This is a genomic window from Pseudomonas sp. MF6747, assembly GCF_963890955.1.
In the GTDB taxonomy this organism is placed as follows: Bacteria; Pseudomonadota; Gammaproteobacteria; order Pseudomonadales; family Pseudomonadaceae; genus Aquipseudomonas.
Genome location: NZ_CAWPSZ010000053.1, coordinates 84,460 through 99,737, shown reverse-complemented (window position 1 = coordinate 99,737; position 15,278 = coordinate 84,460). Strand labels below are relative to the sequence as shown.

Genomic DNA, 15,278 nt, shown 5'->3' with positions numbered 1-15,278 from the left:
TACACGCGTCTTTGATACAAAAGATGACGTGAATATGCCGCAAACGCTCAGGCGTGTTGCACAAAAGTGAGACGCACCGCAAAACCGATCAAAAGGCTTCCGAATAACCACTGCTGCAGGCGCTGCGCCGAGCGATTGCTGGCCAGCCAGCGGCCGATGCGCGCGCCGGCCAGGGCGTAGCAACAGTCAAACGCGAAGCCCACGGTCACCAGCATCACCCCCAGCCATGCAAACTGCGCCGCCACCGGGCCGGCTTGCGGGTTGACGAATTGCGGCAGCAGCACCGAGCAGAACAGCAGGGCCTTTGGGTTGAGCAGGTTCGTCAGCAGTCCGCGTTGAAAGGCCACGCGCCAGGCATGGGCGGGTGGTGCGCCGTGAGAGGCGTCGAGCGATGGCAGCCCGTTCGCACGCAGGCATTGCACGCCCAGCCACAACAGGTAGGCCGCACCGCCCAGGCGCACCACGTCGAAGGTCCAGGGCGCCACTTTGAACAAGGTTGCCAGCCCCATGCCCGCCAACACCACATGGCATGCCCGGGCGAGGCCCAGGCCGATTGCCGTGGTCAGCGCCAGCGCTTTGCCCTGGCGCGCGCCGGTTTGCAGCAACAGGATCATGTCCGGCCCCGGCAGCAGAAACGCCACCGAAAGTGCCATCAGAAATAACCACAGCTCTGTCATGTTCCACCCCCTCGATGTGTCGGCTAATTCTAGGAGTGAAGGGCAGGGCAGGTGCTTGCGTAGTCAGCTTATAAAGCGTCTATTCTTGGCACTGTCTGCCATTGATTAAGCTAACGGCCATTCATTTATGCCAAATCTGAAACTTGATGCCTTTGACCGCAAGATTCTTGAAGCCCTGCAACGTGATGGGCGCCTGAGTAACGTGCAGCTGGCGGATGAGATCGGCCTGTCTGCCTCACCCTGTTTGCGCCGTGTAAGGCTGCTGGAAGAAGCCGGGGTGATTCGCGGCTATCAAGCCACCCTGGACCGCGATGAAGTGGGCCTGGGCATGATGGTGTTCGTCGGCGTGAAGGTGGAGCGGCACAACGACACCGAGGCCAATGCCTTTCGCGAGGCGGTGACCGCACTGCCCGAGGTGATCTCGGCATTTCTGGTATCGGGTGAGTCGGATTTTCTGTTGCAGGTGGTGGTGCCGGATTTGCGTGGGTACGAGCGGTTCGTCACCGGCAGCCTGTTGAAGCTGCCGGGAGTGCGGGACATCCGCAGCAACTTTGCGATCCAGACCGTGAAAACCCCAGGCGCCTTGCCATTGGGGCACCTGCCAGGCTGAACACTTGAAAACACCGAAAAACCGCTGTGGGAGCAGGCAAGCCAGCTCCCACAGTTGATCCGCGTTGAGCTTGAGGTGGTATTTCTCAGGTCCACCAGTAGCGAACAAGGTGAAAGAAAATCGGCGCCGCAAAACACACTGAATCCAGCCGGTCCAGCATCCCGCCGTGCCCTTCGATCATATGGCCCCAATCTTTCACGCCTCGGTCGCGCTTGATTGCCGACATCACAATGCCGCCGGCAAAGCCGAGCAGGTTGATCAGCAGTGCGATCAAAAACGACTGCCATGGATTAAAGGGCGTGGTCCACCACAGCGCAGCGCCGATCAGGGATGACAGCAGAATCCCGCCGACGAAACCTTCGACGGTTTTGGACGGCGACAGGTTGGGCGCGATCTTGTGTTTGCCGAACAGCTTGCCACACACGTATTGCAGCACGTCCGACAGCTGCACCACGATCACCAGGTAGGCGATCAGCAACAGGTTGCGACCTTCGTAGCCAGGAATGTCGAGGGTCAGCAAGGCCGGGACGAAGGACACGCAGAACACGGCAATCATCAGGCCCCATTGCACCTTTGACGCGCGCTCCAGGAAGTGCGTGCTGTCGCCACCCAGTGAAGCGAGGATCGGCAGCAGCAGGAACACGTACACCGGGATGAAGATCGAGAACAGCCCGTACCAATCGGAATAGATCAGCAGGTATTGCAGCGGCAAGGCCAGGTAGAACGCGGCCACCAGCGCCGGGTAGTCACTGCGGCGGGTCGGGGTAAGGGTGAGGAATTCGCGCAGGGCGTAGAACGACACTGCGTAGAACAGCAGGATCACCGCACCGGTGCCCAGCCAGAAGGCGATGCCGATCACTACGACCATCACCCACCAGGCGTTGATACGGGCGTTGAGGTTGTCGACGACCGCATTTGGCGTACCGCGGGTACGCAACTTGAGGATCAGGCCGATCAGCGAGGCGAGCACCAGAATGGCGCCGATCCCGCCGAACAACATCAGGGTTTGGCTATCCATGTCAGACATGCTCCGGGGCAAGGGCAAGCAGGGCGTCGCGGGTGCGGGCGAGGAAGGCGGTTTTGTCTTCGTTATCTTCCAGTTGCAGTGGCGCACCGAAGCTGGTGGTGCACAGCAATGGCAGCGGCAGCACGCGCCCCTTGGGCATGACCCGGTTGAGGTTGGCGATCCACACCGGGATCAATTCGGCCTGTGGGTAACTTTTTGCCAGGTGGTACAGGCCGCTCTTGAAGGGCAGCAAGCCGTCTTCGAGATTGCGTGTGCCTTCGGGGAAGATGATCAGCGAGTCGCCACCTTCCAAAGCGGCGAGCATGGGTTGCAGAGGGTTATCCACAGGGTCTTTGCGCTCACGATCGATCAGCACGCCATTGAACACGCGGTTGATGATGTAACGGCGCAGGGCGCTTTTATTCCAGTAGTCGCTGCCGGCCACCGGACGCGTGAACTTGCGCAGGTTTTGCGGCAAGGACGCCCACACCAGCACGAAGTCGCCGTGGCTGCTGTGGTTGGCGAAATAAATGCGCTGCACCGGCACCGGCGCGCAACCCAGCCACAGGCTGCGGGCGCCGGTTACGGTGCGGGCCATTGAGGTAATCAGGGTGGCAACCACAGGTTCGAACATGGGGATTCCTTATCCGGCGAAAGGTAGCCACGGGCTGGCGAGGATCACGGCCAGGGTCAGCAGCATTTGTGCGCCCAGCAGCCAGGCCTGCTTGCGCAGCAGTTTGAGGGCGCCGCGACGGCGTTCGGGCCAGGGCCGGCCGACCCGCTTGGCCGATTGCAGGCCAAGGGTTTGCAGGGCCTGGTCGAGGTCGGGGGTGCGCTCGGTGTCGCGAGCGAGCAGGGCGAACAGGTCGGCATCGAAGGCTACGCGCAGCGCCCAGTACTTTTGCAGCAGCCCGAGGACAATCATCCACAGGCTGAGCAACAGGCAGATTGGCGCGACACTCGCCATCAGCAGTTGGGCCAGGCCGAAAAGCACGCCAAGCAGCGTCAGGCCTGTGGATAACTGATCCAGCGAGCGACCACGACGCAGCAGGCTGGCGACCACCTGGAGTTCCATATCAGCGGGCATGGGTTAAACCCTCCAAAGCTTCGCGGTGAGCGGGGTGCAGGACCACTTGGGCCCGCGCTGTACGAATAATAGCCAGGGCCTCGTCCACTGTTGTGGCGCGCCCACTGTGCAGCAGCCAGGCTGCAACCGCGGTGGCGCTGCGTGAGTAACCGAGGGCGCAACACACCAGTAATGGCCCGCTTGCGCGCAGGCGCTCAATGGCTTGAGCGGCTTGCAGGCATTCGGCGGGTGTCGGCGCAATCAGGTCCAGCACGGGGACGCATGCATAAGCGCGGCCCTGTGGATTAATCGGCAATTCGGCGCACAGATCGACGATTGCCTTGAATGAAGCTTGCTCGCGTGTGGCGGGTATTCGACCGAGCCAAACGTTATCCACAATCAGGTCAGGCTGTGGATGCTTGCGTGTCCACAGGCGTGAGTTGAGCCACGCGGCGGCCAGGTAGGGCGCATACAGCCAGCGCGCGGCAGGCGTCAGCGTGCCGTCGAGCCGTTTTTGAAAGCCCGGCGCGCCGAGTACGAAGTAATTGGCCTTGATCAACCCCAGGGAAACCGCCGGCCATAGCAGCCACAGCCACCAGCCGCCGAGCGTTAACGCAAGAATCACCAATGCCAGGGCGCCCAGGCCATAACGCGCCCCTAGCCGCCAGCGTTTTCGATCCCGCGTAAGGCGCGCATTCAACAGCGGGCTCGGGTGCTCCAGCGGCCACAGCCACACGCATAACCAGCCGGCGAGGGCGCCTGTGGGTAAGTCGATAAAGTGATGTTGATAAGTGGTCAGCACCGAAATACCGATCAACGCGAACCACCCGTGCACCACCCAGCGCCAAAAGCCCTGGCTGTGGCGTTGGTACATGATCCACAGAATCACCAGCAGCGCGATGTGCAGCGACGGTGCCTGATTGAACGGCTTGTCGAAGCCTGCCAGCACGGCAAACAGCCAGCCAAATACGCCATCCAGCGCCGGCCGTTCAAAGGTGAACCGCAGTGGCCAGATCAGGAAGCAGCTCACGGCAATCACCTGGGCGGTGAGCAGGCGCAGCGCGTGTTGTTTCAGTTCATGGCGGCTAGTGGGCAGCAGCAGCGAAAAGCCGTAGAGCAGGTCGATGGACCAGTAGGGCACGATGGTCCAGGCCCAGAACGGCATATGGGTTTCCCAGCCGAACACCAGCGTGCCGACATCGCTGCGCTGGCTGGTGACCCAGGTGGCGAAGCCGTAGGTGCTGAAAAACAGCGGCGCCAACAGCAGCAACCACAGGACCGCAGGTTTTAATAAACCGGGTTCGCGCATGCTCAGATCTTCTGTGCCAGAGACACAGTGAAAATGCCCCATTCGTCCACACGCTGAGTGATCTTGCGAAAGCCTGCGGCCTCGACGAGTTGGTCCATTTCCGCCTGGCTGCGACGGCGCATCACCCAGGCCTGGCCCTGGCGATGGCTGGTCAGCGCGCGGGCAATCAGTTCCAGCTGCGGGTGCCATGGCTGGCCGGTGTATACCAGATAACCGCCGGGCTCCACGGCTTCAGCAAGGCCGGCCAGCGAACCACCGACCATGGCGTTATCGGCAAACAATTCATACAGCCCGGACACCACCGCCAAGGTCGGCTTGGGGTCGAGCGCCGCCAGGTCCGCGCGATCAAACGCATCGCCTTTGACGAACTGCGCGATATCCCCCAAGCCTTTTTCGCGAATCAGCGCGCCACCGTCGCGCACGTTGATGTCGCTGTAGTCGCGCAGCAGGATCGACTCCGGCAGCGGCGATACGTCCTGCAAGGCTTCGAGAATGTAGCGGCCGTGGCCCGCAGCGATGTCGACAATGCGCACTTGGCGATCATCGCTGCGCAAGTTGGCCATGGCCAGGCGCAGCAGCTCTTCGACATTCAGCTTGCGCTGGCGGATGCCACGCCAGCCGATGGAGTTGAGGTAGTTGGTGTCGATCATCCGCCCCAGCCCGCCTTTGCCGGTGGGCTTGTTGCGGTACACGTAATCCAGTGTGCTGCCGGAATCGAAGCCGGTATCAAAGCCCAGTTTCACCCCGTCCGAGAGGTTCTTGCCCAGGCCCATGCTGGCGCGAGTCATGCGCCAGTACAGGTCGCGCAAAGAGTTGCGCGGCAGCGGCGCGGCCAGGGATTCGGACTCGGCGCAGGTGGCGCCCAGCTTGTCGGCGTCGAGCAACGAGGCGCGGTCCAGCGGGTGCGCAAAGTTTTGCAGGATAAAGCGCCTGGCGCTGCTCACGGCCACGGCACGGTCGCGTTCACCGAGGGTGTCGTGGAAGAAGCCGGGCAGGATGTGCAGTTCTTTTTTCAGGCTGCCCAGGCGGTCGAAAAATTGCTGCTGAGGTTTGCGGTGCACCACAAAGTCGGAGCCGGAGATCAGCAGCTGAGTCGGCACCTGGATCGCCTGGGCATCGGCCACCACGCGGTCGGCAGCTTCGTACAGGCCGAGCAGCACATTCACCGAGATCGCCCTGGTGATCAGCGGGTCGCTGTCGTAGGACGCGACACGCTCCGGGTCATGGCTGAGGAACTTGGCCTTGACGTAGCTGTTAACGAAAAAGTTGCCGCGAAATGTGCGCATCAGCGCCAGGCCTGGCCGCGCGAACGGCACGTAGAGCTTGACCTTGAACGCCGGGGAGGCGAGCACCAGTGCGCGGATTTTCGGCGCGTAATCGTGCACCCAGGTGGCTGCGATCACCGCGCCGACGCTTTGAGCGATCACCGCGCAATTGTCTTCTGCGATGCCGTAAGTGGTACCGATGTGGTCACGAAAGGTTTGCACGTCGCGGGCACTGGTGGCGAAGCTTGGGCTGTCGCCGCGCGCGCCGGGCGACTGGCCGTGGCCACGGGCGTCCCAGGCAAAGAAGTCGAAGTGCGGCAGGTCCAGTTCATCGACCAGGTGGGCAATGCGCCCCGAATGCTCGTGGCCGCGATGGAACAGCAGGATCGCCTTGCGCGGCTCATCGCCAAGCGGCGCGGTGGCCGGCCAGTGCCGGTAGAAAAGCTCGACGCCATCGTGGGTACTGAAGCTGTGCTCTTGCTGTTCGCGCATCGCAAATTCCTTATGCAGAAGGGGACGTCGTTTCTTTGAGACCCTGGCGCACGCGGTTGACCAAAGTGTAGGCGAGCAGCGCCGCCACCAGCCACATCACCGCGTTGACCCAACCCGCGCCCAGCCAACCGAGCGCCACGCCGGTGGCCAGCACACCCAGTACAAACGCGCGATCACTCTTGCCCATTGGGCCGTCGTAGCGCCGCGACGCACCGACCATGGGCCCGAGCACACCGGCGTATTCGCTGAACACCGCCAGCAACGTGACCAGCAGCACTGGCGCCAGGCTCACGCCGGGGATCAGCGCAAAGGGCAGGATCAGCGCGCTGTCGGCGATCACGTCGCACAATTCATTGAGGTAGGCGCCCAGGCGTGACTGCTGGCCGAATTCCCGGGCGAGCATGCCGTCGATGGCATTGAGGGCCATGCGCAGGATCATCCACAACGGGATCAGGGCAAACAGCCAGAGGTGTTGGGCAAAGCCTGCAATGAGCAGGCCCACCAGCAAGGACACCACGCCGGCCAGCACGGTGATCTGGTTGGCTGTGGTGCCGTTGTCGTAGAGGCGCTGCACGAGTGGGCGCAGTAAGTTTTGAAAACGCGGCTTGAGCTGATAGATCGAAATCATGGGAGGTGACGCTTCCTTGTCCGTTTACCCGCGAAAAACTGTTTTGGAGTGTGCCGATTAATCGGCGGCTGCACCAGTGATGGCTCGTGTTTATGGGGGTTAGTCACGCTCTTGCAGGCGCTGGAGGGTCAATGTGGGAGCGAGCTTGCTCGTGAATGCGGTGGGTCAGTGACAAATGAGCTGGCTGAACCACCGCATTCGCGAGCAAGCCCGCTCCCACAGGGGTTTTGTGTTGTTTTCGAACAAAAATTTCACGCTGCGTGTTATATCGTAACGAATTGTGTACAAACGGGCGTGAGTGGATGCAAGTGGATCTAGAAGCTGACGGCGCTTTGGTTGAAGGCTTGCCGCGTTTTCAGCAGGGGCTGTTTCATGCCCGTCGATTGCGCCAGGCCGGCATCAGCCTGACGGCCCTGGCCGTTTGCGCTTGGGTGCTGGCATTGTTTGTCGCCCTGTTTGCGCCGCTGTCGATCTGGCCGGTGGTGCTGATCAACTGCGCGTCGGCCTTGTTGGTGTTGGTGGCCGGGCTGCAATCGGCGTGGTGGGTCGCCGATTGGCGGGCGCAGGCGTTGGAAGCGCCAACGGTGGAATTGATCGAGCCGCAGCTTGAAGGCACGGGCGGCTACGCGCGGTTTGTCGGACGTTTCGGCAGCAGCCTGCTGGCGCAGATGGGCGCGCCGGTGCTGTGGTTGAGTGGCTGGTCGTTGCTGGTATTGCTGAGCATTGTCGAATTCTGGAACCTGGCACTGCCCGCTGCAGCCGTGGGGCAATCGGCAAGCATTGGCGCCGCGCTGGGGCTGGCGTTGGCCTTTGGTTTGCTGGTGTTCGAGCGTCGTCTGGCGCAGGAAACGGCTGCGCAATGGCCGGAAGCCTCACAGCTGGCGCAGTTAAGCCGGGTGGCGATTGCGTGCCTGGTGGTCAGCGCGATCTGCCTGCTGTTTGCCGGCGCGCAATCTGTATGGCCCTTGCGCCTGGCCGTGTTGATCGGCCTGTTGCCGGGGCTGGTCGCCGTGGAGTTTTTGCTCAGGGCCGTACTGTCGCTGTTCAGCCCACGCCAGCCGCGCCTCGAACCGCGGTTGATGGCGCAAAGCTTTATTGCCGGTTTGCTGCGTTGGCCGCCACAACCCTTGCAGGCGCTGCAGCACGAGTTGCACAACCGCTTCGGTATCGATTTGCGCCAGATCTGGGCGTTTACCTACATGCGCCGGGCATTCCTGCCGGTGCTGCTGGTGGTATTGGCCGTAGGCTGGGCGCTGACCGGCGTGCACGAAGTGCCCCTGCAAGGCCGTGGGATTTATGAGCGCTTCGGCAAACCGGTGGCGGTGTTCGGCCCTGGCCTGCATGCCGGATTGCCGTGGCCGTTGGGCCGCGTCATCACTGTCGAAAATGGCGTGGTGCATGAACTCGCTACCAGCGTCAGCGAGGCTGCCACACCGGAGCTGGCCGCCGCCGAAGGCCCGGCGCCGTCGATCGCCAACCGGTTGTGGGACGCCAGCCATGTGAATGACAAATCCCAAGTGATCGCCAGCAGCAGCGGCGACAAACAGAGCTTCCAGATCGTCAATATGGACGTGCGGTTCGTCTACCGCATTGGCCTGACCGATCAGGCGGCGCTGGCCGCCACCTATAACAGCGCCGATGTGCCGACCCTGATTCGCAGCACCGCCAGCCGCATTCTGGTGCACGACTTTGCCTCGCGCACGCTCGACGAATTGCTCGGTGAGCAACGCACTCAATTGGCCGACGAAATCGGCCGCTCGGTGCAGGCGGACTTGCAGAAGCTCAACAGCGGCGTGGAGATTCTGGCCACGGTGGTCGAAGCGATTCACCCACCGGCCGGCGCTGCCAACGCCTACCACGCCGTGCAGGCTGCGCAGATCGGCGCCCAGGCGCTGATCTCCCGCGAACGCGGCGCCGCCAGCGAACAGACCAACCAGGCCTTGCTGCAAGCCAGCACCGCGCGAGATCAGGCCTTGGCCACCGCGCGCGAAGTGAATGCTGGCGCGCAAGCGGTCGACCTGCGATTCAGCGCCGAACAAAAGGCCTACGCCACCGCCGGCCAGGCATTCGTGCTGGAACAGTACCTGGGCCAACTCAGCCAAGGCTTGGCCCACGCCAAGCTGCTTATTCTGGATCACCGCCTGGGCGCCGATGGCGCACCGACGATTGATCTGCGTTCTTTTACTTTGCCGGCCGACCCTATGGCGCCGCGTAAAGCCGTTCAATAAGGAGTCTGTCTGTTGAGCGCTCATTCTCACGATCATGGTCATCATCATCACGGCCACCACCATCACCATCACGGTGATGAGCAAGCCGCTGGCCCGTTTCCTTGGCGGCGCATGGCCTGGGCGGTGTTGTTGGTGCTGTTTGCAGTGGCGGCCGCCAGCCTGGTGCAGGTGCGTTCCGGCGAAGCCACGGTGATTACGCGGTTCGGCAACCCGTCGCGGGTGCTGCTGGAGCCTGGCCTGGGCTGGCGCTGGCCGGCGCCGTTCGAAGCGGCGATCCCGGTAGACCTGCGCTTGCGCACCACCTCCAGCGGTTTGCAGGACGTGGGCACCCGCGATGGCTTGCGGATTATCGTGCAGGCCTATGTGGCGTGGCAGGTGCAGGGCGATGCCGACAATGTGCAGCGCTTTATGCGCGCGGTGCAGAACCAGCCGGATGAAGCGGCGCGGCAGATTCGCACCTTCGTCGGCTCGGCGCTGGAGACCACTGCGGCCAGCTTTGACCTGTCCAGCCTGGTCAACACCGACGCCAGCCAAGTGCGCATCGCCGATTTTGAGGCACAGTTGCGCCAGCAGATTGATCAACAATTGCTCACCACTTACGGCGTGCGCGTGGCGCAAGTCGGTGTCGAGCGTCTGACCTTGCCGTCGGTCACCCTCACCGCCACCGTTGACCGCATGCGCGCCGAGCGCGAGACCATCGCCACCGAACGCACCGCCGTGGGCAAACGTGAAGCGGCGCAGATTCGCTCCGCCGCCGAACGCGATGCGCGCATCGTGCAGGCCGATGCCACGGTGAAAGCCGCCGATATCGAGGCGCAGTCGCGGGTCGAAGCGGCGCAGATCTATGGCCGTGCCTACGCCGGCAATCCGCAGCTGTACAACCTGCTGCGCTCGCTGGACACCTTGGGCACCGTCGTGACACCGGGCACCAAAATCATCCTGCGCACTGACGCCGCGCCGTTCCGCGCACTGGTGGACGGGCCGAAGGATGTTCAGCCATGAGTGAGCGTGACAGCCCGGACAGCCCATGGATTCAGGCCGGGCGCCTGACCTTCCTGGCGCTGTACGCGGTGACGGTGTTGGCGGCGTTGGCCTGGGCGTTTTCCAATGTGCGCCAGATCGACCCGCAGAACCGCGCCGTGGTGTTGCACTTCGGCGCGCTGGACCGTATTCAAAATGCCGGTCTGTTATTGGCATGGCCGCAACCGTTTGAGCAAGTAGTGCTGTTGCCAGCAGCCGACCGTGTGATTGAGCGTCGGGTGGAAAACCTGCTGCGCTCCGACGCGGCGACCCAGGCCGACCGCGTGGCCACGTTTGCCGCGCCGTTGAGCGACGCGCTGGCGGGCTCCGGTTACTTGCTGACCGGCGACGCCGGTGTGGTGCAGCTGGATGTGCGGGTGTTCTATAAGGTCACCGAACCCTACGCATTTGTGCTGCAGGGCGAGCATGTGCTGCCGGCGCTGGATCGCCTGGTGACGCGCAGCGCCGTGGCGCTGGCGGCGGCGCGCGACCTGGACACCATTCTGGTGGCGCGCCCGGAATTGATCGGCAGCGATAACGGCGCCGCCGAACGCCGTGAGCGGCTGCGCGGCGATCTGGTGCAAGGCATCAATAAACGCTTGGCGAACTTGGCCTCCACCGGTTTGGGGTTGGGCATCGAAGTGACGCGTGTCGACGTGCAATCAAGCCTGCCGGGCCCGGCGGTGAATGCCTTCAACGCAGTGCTGACGGCCAGCCAACAAGCCGATAAAGCCGTGGCCAATGCGCGCACCGACGCGGAAAAACTCACCCAAGCCGCCAATCAGGAGGCCGACCGTGTCGTACAAGTGGCCCACGCCCAAGCCAGCGAGCGTCTGGCCAATGCCCAAGCGCAAACGGCCACCGTCGCCAGCCTGGCCCAGGTCAAAGACCCAGGCCTCATGCTGCGTCTGTACCGCGAGCGCTTGCCGAAGATTCTCGGCCAGGCCGGTTCTGTGACCACGGTCGATCCCAAAGACGACTCCCGCTTGATCATTCAGGGAGCCGAACAATGAGCGCGCCTATGTTGACGTCCGCCGAGCAGCGCAGTGCTGCGCGGCAATTGACCCTGGCCATGTTAGCCCTGGGCTTGCTGGTATTGGGGTTGGTGTGGCGCTGGCTGGCGCCGGACCAGAACGGTGTCAGCCAACTGTTGCTCGGCGTCGCCTCTTTGCTGGTGGCCGTGCCGGTGATGCGTTCGGCCTGGTTCAGCCTGCGTTACCCGAGCCTGCATGGCATCACCGACCAATTGATCGCCCTGGCGATGATGGGCGCGTGGGCCACGGGCGACTTGCTGACGGCTGCATTGCTGCCGATCATCATGATTTTCGGCCACGTGCTGGAAGAGCGCAGTGTGATTGGCTCCCAGGAAGCGATTCATGCCCTGGGCAAACTGACCCGCAGCCATGCGCGGTTGGTGCAGGCCGACGGCAGCATTGTGGAAGTGGATAACGGCACGCTGAACACCGGCGATATCGTCGAAGTGCGTGCCGGTGATCGCGTGCCGGCCGACGGTGTGGTGCTGTCGGGCCAGGCGAGCCTGGACACGGCGCCGATCACCGGTGAGTCGGTGCCGCTGGAAGCCAGCGTGGGCGTGCAGGTGTTTGGTGGCGCGATCAACCTCGACGGCTTGCTGCGCCTGGAAGTGACGCGCACCGGTAACGAGTCGACCCTGGGCAAAGTCATTGCGCTGATGCAGAACGCCGAACGCTCCAAGCCGCCGATCACGCGGCTGCTGGAGCGTTACGCCGGCAGCTATATGGTGCTGGTGTTGCTGCTGGCGGCGGTGACCTGGTTTGTGACCAATGACGCCCAGGCAATGTTGGCCGTGCTGGTAGCGGCGTGCCCGTGCGCCTTGGTGCTGTCGGCACCGGCCACGGCGATTGCCGGGATTGCAGTGGCGGCGCGGCACGGAATTTTGATTCGCAGCTCGGCATTTCTTGAGGAGTTGGCGGACCTGACCTCGCTGGTGGTGGATAAGACCGGCACGCTGACGTTTGGCACTCTGCGTTTGCAGTCCATCGACACCACGGCGCCGGATCGGCAGGTGTTGTTGAATCTTGCCGCCAGCCTGGGTTCGGCCAGCAGCCACCCGGTCAGTCGTGCGTTGGCGGGGCTGGCAACGCAGGAGCAAATGCTGGGGCTGACGGATATTCGCGAACGCCAGGGCCTGGGCGTGGTGGCGCAGACCGAGCAGGGCGAAGCAGCCTTGGGGCGCCCGGAGTTGTTCGAACAGCTGGGCATTGTGACCACTCAGGTGCCGAACCACGATGGCCCGATCGCCGGTCTGGCGCTGAACGGCCAGTTCCTCGCCTGGCTGTTGCTCGCCGACAGCGTCAAGCCGGAAGCGCGCCAGGCCCTGCAGGAGCTACGCGACTTGGGCCTGGGCCGCCAGCTGCTGCTGACGGGTGACCGTCAAAGCGTGGCCGACAGCCTGGCGCTGGATGTCGGTATCAGCGACGTCGAAGCCCAGGCACTGCCGGAAGACAAGCTCAACCGCGTGCTTGGGGAAATCGGCAGTGGCTTCCGGCCAATGGTCGTCGGTGATGGCATCAATGACTCGCTGGCGCTCAAGGCGGGCGTGGTGGGTGTGGCAATGGGCGCGGGCGGTGCGGACATCGCGCTGGCGTCGGCGGATGTGGTGTTGATCGGCAGCGACCTGCGGCGCCTGGGCACGTGCGTGCGCTTGAGTCGCCAGTGCCGCCACACGTTGCAGGTTAACGTGATCATCGGGTTGGGCTGGACGCTGGCTATCGTGGTGTTTGCCGCGTTTGGCTGGCTGGGCGCGGCCGGCGCCATGATTGCGGCGGTGTTGCATAATCTCAGCACCTTGCTGGTACTGGGCAACGCCGGGCGTTTGCTGCGGTTTCAGGAGCCACTTTTGAAGCTTGAAGAATAATTTCAGAAATATCTGCATACAGCTGTAACGCCGATAAGGGTCCTCACTCTAGTGGTATGTCGAGACTGAACACTCCGTTCAGACCGGCGCCCCTACCGATCATGAGGACTCTAAAAATGAACTTCAAATCCGCTGCTGCTGGTGCCGCCCTTGCGATGGCCGCCGCTACCCTGTTTGCTGGTGTGGTCACCCAGGCTCAAGCCGCTGACACGGCTGTGCACTGCTACGGTATCAACGCCTGCAAAGGCCAGAACGACTGCAAAACCAAGGACCATGCTTGCAAAGGTCAGGGTTCTTGCAAAGGCCAGGGGTTCCTTGCCAAGCCCTCCGCTGATGCCTGCATGAAGGCTGGCGGCACCGTCGGCGAGTAACCGGCACCGAGTGCACCCGCAGCGGACGCCCCCCACCGCTGCGGACACTTTGCCTTGGAGCGAATCATGTCCGCGTCCCTTCCAAGTCTGGGTTACGGCCTGGGTTTACGCAGTGAGTACTACCAGCAGATCCTTGAACAATCGCCGGCAGTGGATTGGTTTGAAGTGATCTCCGAGAATTATCTGGTCCAGGGCGGTAAAGCCTTGTACTACCTGGATGCGATAGCCGAGCGCTATCCCCTGGTGATGCACGGTGTGTCCCTGTCCATCGGCGGGCCGCATGCCCTCGATACCGATTACCTGAAACACATCAAACAGCTCGCCGAGCGCATTCAGCCGGCGTGGGTTTCCGATCACCTGTGCTGGAGTCGCGGCAACGCGCATCAGTTGCATGACCTGCTGCCGCTGCCCTACACCGAAGAAAGCCTTTACCACGTGGCCGGCCGCGTGCGCCAAGTGCAAGACGCATTGCAGCGTCCGCTGGTGCTGGAAAACGTTTCCAGCTATGTGCGTTCCAAGGCCGACGAGTTCACCGAGTGGGAATTCCTCAAGGCCCTGGCCCACCTTACCGGCTGCCAGCTGTTGTTGGACGTGAACAATGTGTATGTCAGCTCGCGTAATCACGGCTTCGACGCCTGGACGTTTATCCGCAGCCTGCCGCCTGAAAGCATCCGCCAACTGCACTTGGCCGGGCATATGGATTACGGCGACTACGTGGTCGATACCCATGATCACCCGGTGTGCGATCCGGTGTGGGCGCTGTATCAACAGACGCTGGAGCTGTTGGGGCCGGTGTCGACATTGCTGGAGCGCGATGACCATTTCCCGCCGTTCGAGGAGTTGCTCGCCGAGTTGAGCAAGGCCCGTGAACTGGGCGCCAGCGCGCTGGCCAGGAGGGCGTTATGCGCCTGATCGACTGGCAGTTGGCGTTTGAGCAGCATCTGTTATCCGAAAGCTCGGTGGCCAACAGTGGGTTTGCCGCGACCTTGCTGGGTGGGCCGACTCTGGATGTGGACACGGGCCTGGCGATTTACCACAACGCCTATGTGTCGCGGCTTCAGGAGGTGTTGCGGCATGACTTCGGCGCCATCCGGTATTGGTTGGGGGACGATGAGTTTGCAGTGCTGACAGACGCCTATGTGCGCCGCTATCCGTCGGCCCATTACAGCCTGCGTTGGCTGGGCGAGCGGTTCCCGGCGTTTCTCGTCGAGCATCTGGTAGAGGAGCACAGTGCGCCGCTGGCCGAGTTGGCGCGGTTGGAGTGGGCGTTTACCTTGGCATTCGATGCGCCGCCGGGTGAGCCGCTGGGCCTGAATGACATGGCGCAGCTGGCCCCTGAAAACTGGCCGGGTTTGCAGGTAAGCCTGGCGCCTTCGGTGCAACAGGTGCTGTGCCATTTCAATAGCGTGGCGATTTGGCGCGCGAGCAGGGATGAGTTGGATTTCCCTGACAGCCAGGCGCTGGAAGGGGCGCAGATGTGCCTGGTGTGGCGTCACCAGAATGTGTGCCATTACCGCAGCCTTGAGCCGGCTGAAGCCTGCGCGCTGGTGGGAATGGTGACAACCGGCTGGAATTTTTCAGAACTGTGCACAGGGTTGGCAGTCACTTATGGAGAGGGTGCGCCACTGCAAGCGGTGACGTGGCTGAAACAGTGGATCCAGGACGGTTTGCTCGAGCATCGAGCCTCATAGTTTAGTGCTATCAATCCGA

15 protein-coding genes are annotated in these 15,278 nt (G+C 62.7%); 8 read left to right on the top strand and 7 right to left on the bottom strand.

Going from position 1 to position 15,278, the window contains the following annotated elements:
• Positions 1–47 precede the first annotated feature (47 nt).
• A complete protein-coding gene (locus AACW30_RS30455; RefSeq protein ID WP_124418811.1) occupies positions 48–677 on the bottom strand; it encodes a LysE family translocator in 630 nt (209 codons plus the stop codon).
• 136 nt (positions 678–813) lie between these two features.
• Here AACW30_RS30455 and AACW30_RS30450 point away from each other — a divergent pair, with 136 nt between their 5' ends.
• Positions 814–1,287: an Lrp/AsnC family transcriptional regulator gene (locus tag AACW30_RS30450; RefSeq protein WP_025854407.1), complete on the top strand. Its 474-nt coding sequence runs from the start codon at positions 814–816 to the stop codon at positions 1,285–1,287.
• Positions 1,288–1,372: 85 nt separating this feature from the next.
• Here AACW30_RS30450 and AACW30_RS30445 read toward each other — a convergent pair whose 3' ends face one another.
• The 6 genes from AACW30_RS30445 to AACW30_RS30420 are packed head-to-tail and all read right to left on the bottom strand — an operon-like array spanning position 1,373 to position 7,053.
• Positions 1,373–2,305 carry a phosphatidate cytidylyltransferase gene (locus AACW30_RS30445; protein ID WP_106575956.1) on the bottom strand — a complete coding sequence of 311 codons (933 nt, stop codon included), beginning with the start codon at positions 2,303–2,305 and terminating at the stop codon, positions 1,373–1,375.
• Between the two features lies 1 nt (position 2,306).
• The gene (locus AACW30_RS30440) at positions 2,307–2,927 is read right to left on the bottom strand and encodes a lysophospholipid acyltransferase family protein (protein WP_119741220.1); all 621 of its coding nucleotides are present in this window, start codon (positions 2,925–2,927) and stop codon (positions 2,307–2,309) included.
• Between the two features lie 9 nt (positions 2,928–2,936).
• Positions 2,937–3,380, bottom strand: coding sequence for a hypothetical protein (locus AACW30_RS30435; protein WP_169367890.1), 444 nt, complete (start codon positions 3,378–3,380; stop codon positions 2,937–2,939).
• Positions 3,370–4,668, bottom strand: a complete 1,299-nt coding sequence (locus AACW30_RS30430; protein WP_200624109.1) for a phosphatase PAP2/dual specificity phosphatase family protein — start codon at positions 4,666–4,668, stop codon at positions 3,370–3,372. Before AACW30_RS30430 ends, AACW30_RS30435 begins: the two co-directional genes overlap by 11 nt.
• A gap of 2 nt (positions 4,669–4,670) precedes the next feature.
• Positions 4,671–6,425: a bifunctional alpha/beta hydrolase/class I SAM-dependent methyltransferase gene (locus AACW30_RS30425; protein WP_200624108.1), complete on the bottom strand. Its 1,755-nt coding sequence runs from the start codon at positions 6,423–6,425 to the stop codon at positions 4,671–4,673.
• Positions 6,426–6,435: 10 nt separating this feature from the next.
• Positions 6,436–7,053 (bottom strand): CDP-alcohol phosphatidyltransferase family protein, encoded by a 618-nt coding sequence (locus tag AACW30_RS30420; protein ID WP_145158369.1) that lies wholly within the window; start codon positions 7,051–7,053, stop codon positions 6,436–6,438.
• Between the two features lie 302 nt (positions 7,054–7,355).
• Between AACW30_RS30420 and hflK (AACW30_RS30415) the strand changes: the two genes are divergently transcribed.
• From hflK (AACW30_RS30415) to AACW30_RS30385, 7 genes are all read left to right on the top strand, one after another.
• Positions 7,356–9,281, top strand: coding sequence for a protease modulator HflK (gene hflK, locus AACW30_RS30415; RefSeq protein WP_200624107.1), 1,926 nt, complete (start codon positions 7,356–7,358; stop codon positions 9,279–9,281).
• Positions 9,282–9,293: 12 nt separating this feature from the next.
• A complete protein-coding gene (gene hflC / locus AACW30_RS30410; RefSeq protein ID WP_106575949.1) occupies positions 9,294–10,283 on the top strand; it encodes a protease modulator HflC in 990 nt (329 codons plus the stop codon).
• The gene (hflK, locus tag AACW30_RS30405; RefSeq protein WP_200624106.1) at positions 10,280–11,314 is read left to right on the top strand and encodes a protease modulator HflK; all 1,035 of its coding nucleotides are present in this window, start codon (positions 10,280–10,282) and stop codon (positions 11,312–11,314) included. The genes hflC and hflK (AACW30_RS30405) overlap by 4 nt, the downstream gene beginning before the upstream one ends.
• A complete protein-coding gene (locus tag AACW30_RS30400; RefSeq protein ID WP_200624105.1) occupies positions 11,311–13,197 on the top strand; it encodes a cation-translocating P-type ATPase in 1,887 nt (628 codons plus the stop codon). The genes hflK (AACW30_RS30405) and AACW30_RS30400 overlap by 4 nt, the downstream gene beginning before the upstream one ends.
• 116 nt (positions 13,198–13,313) lie before the next feature.
• Complete coding sequence (bufA2, locus tag AACW30_RS30395) at positions 13,314–13,568, top strand: BufA2 family periplasmic bufferin-type metallophore (protein WP_106575946.1); 255 nt, start codon at positions 13,314–13,316, stop codon at positions 13,566–13,568.
• 66 nt (positions 13,569–13,634) lie between these two features.
• On the top strand, positions 13,635–14,480 hold the full coding sequence (bufB, locus tag AACW30_RS30390) for an MNIO family bufferin maturase (protein ID WP_106575945.1): 846 nt from the start codon (positions 13,635–13,637) through the stop codon (positions 14,478–14,480).
• Complete coding sequence (locus AACW30_RS30385; protein ID WP_200624104.1) at positions 14,471–15,259, top strand: HvfC/BufC N-terminal domain-containing protein; 789 nt, start codon at positions 14,471–14,473, stop codon at positions 15,257–15,259. Before bufB ends, AACW30_RS30385 begins: the two co-directional genes overlap by 10 nt.
• Positions 15,260–15,278 lie beyond the last annotated feature (19 nt).